General features: G+C 63.5%; 3 protein-coding genes. 2 read left to right on the top strand and 1 reads right to left on the bottom strand.

Annotated elements, in window-relative coordinates; all coding sequences use genetic code 11:
- On the top strand, window positions 1-199 hold a 199-nt coding region (locus tag VLR48_RS06980; RefSeq protein WP_325291085.1), incomplete at its 5' end, for an ADP-ribosylglycohydrolase family protein.
- A 276-nt stretch (window positions 200-475) separates the two neighbouring features.
- Here the strand turns inward: VLR48_RS06980 and VLR48_RS06975 are convergent.
- Complete coding sequence (locus tag VLR48_RS06975; RefSeq protein ID WP_325291084.1) at window positions 476-970, bottom strand: 4Fe-4S dicluster domain-containing protein; 495 nt, start codon at window positions 968-970, stop codon at window positions 476-478.
- Between the two features lie 103 nt (window positions 971-1,073).
- On the opposite strand from VLR48_RS06975, the gene VLR48_RS06970 reads away from it, so the two are divergent.
- A complete protein-coding gene (locus VLR48_RS06970) occupies window positions 1,074-1,382 on the top strand; it encodes a hypothetical protein (RefSeq protein WP_325291083.1) in 309 nt (102 codons plus the stop codon).
- Window positions 1,383-1,503: the final 121 nt, after the last annotated feature.

Raw genomic sequence — 1,503 nt, 5'->3', positions numbered from 1 at the left:
CGGAGACGCGGACACCACGGGTGCCATCCTCGGGATGATCGCCGGCGCGCTCTACGGTCCGGATGCCATTCCGCGACGGTGGCTCGGCGTCCTCGAAAAGGCCACGGCCACCGCATGCCTGGATCAGGCGGCTGCGCTCTTGACGGCGTCAAGCCGGTCCAACGACAAAGGCTCCGCTCGGGGCGAATCGCACATCTAAGCTGAGCGAAGGGAAAAATCGAAGCATCTCGTGATCTTATCCGATGCGTCTGCGGATTGCGGCTGAATTCCTGACCAATATACTTGGTTTTACATTCCGGACTTTCCCGCGTACCCGAGCAGGCACCGCACATGATCCCCTTCGAGTTGCACGATATGGAGACCGCCCCCCACTCCTCGCGCGCCATCATGGCGGACATGCAGCGTCACGGCGGCGCCTTACCCGCATCCGGACAGGTTTGAGCCGGGAAAACCTTGGGTCGTTCGGCTTTGCGGCTTAAACCCCTCGCCCCAGTGAATACCACCGCTGTTTGACTCGATCGACGACAAAGGGCCAGAGTCGACCCTTCTCCCAGAGGACGCGGGCGAAGAGCCTGCCGCGGTCGCGCGGCGGGATGGCAGGATCGGGACGAGGAACCAAGCTGATGGCCCGGTGCTCGCAGGCATCGATGCAGGCGCCGCACCCGAGACAGATCCCGGAATCGACCGCCGCAAACCGTTCGTCCTTCTTGCGCCCGCGTGCCGTGGCGGCAATCCCGATGCCCTTGGCGTTGCATGCCTTGATGCAGTCGGCGCAATAGTCGCAGCGCTGCGGGTCGATCACGGCCAGAAAGGGCGTCTTGGCGATGCCGTCGTGAAAGCCAAGCTGCACGCCCGCCATCAGTTCGCAGCAGCAGCGACAACAGTTGCAGATGAAGGAAGGCCGCTCGCGGACATTGTCGGTGACGTGGGTGAGACCGAGCGTGCGTGCTTGCTCGATGGTGGCGAGCATGGTCGGCTTGTCGGTTTCTTTGGCGAAGCCGGTTCGGCGAGCTGCGCTTCGAGGTCCGCAGCCCCTCGCTCGACGACCTCTTCATGAAGCTTTCGGAGCAGGCATGAGCCGCCGCGACCTGACCCTCTCCCGATATCTCGCGGTCTTCCAGTGGCAGAGCCGGGCGGTCTTGGGCCGGCATCTCAGCGTCTATCTGCGCAACTGGCACACCGCAGCCCTGCCGCCCTTGCTCGAGCCGATCATCCTGCTCCTGGCGTTCGGGTTCGGGCTGGGTGCCTTCATCCCGAATTTCGCCTGGCGCGGCCAGTCGATCTCTTATCTCGCCTATCTCGCACCCGGCATGCTCGCCTACACGGCCTTCATGACCGCCTTCTTCCAAGCGCTCTTTGCGGCCTGTTGTTCCCCATCCTGATCCGCAAACCACCGGCAGTTTTCGCAGGAAGTATTCCACCGGTGATGTCGTTTTCCGGTGAGTGAATGCGGGGCCGCTCGACCGCGGATTTCTCGAGCGCGTCACCGGCGTGCATCCTCGC

It is taken from the genome of Thiocapsa sp. (assembly GCF_035467215.1).
Lineage (GTDB): Bacteria > Pseudomonadota > Gammaproteobacteria > Chromatiales > Chromatiaceae > Thiocapsa.
The sequence above is the reverse complement of the archived record's forward strand: the minus strand, read 5'-3'. Positions and strand labels throughout refer to the sequence as shown.

Excerpts from the sequence above, each read along its gene's own strand:
- VLR48_RS06970 (WP_325291083.1), top strand. The coding sequence starts at position 1,074 with ATGAGCCGCCGCGACCTGACCCTCTCCCGATATCTCGCGGTCTTCCAG.
- VLR48_RS06975 (WP_325291084.1), bottom strand. The coding sequence starts at position 970 with ATGCTCGCCACCATCGAGCAAGCACGCACGCTCGGTCTCACCCACGTC.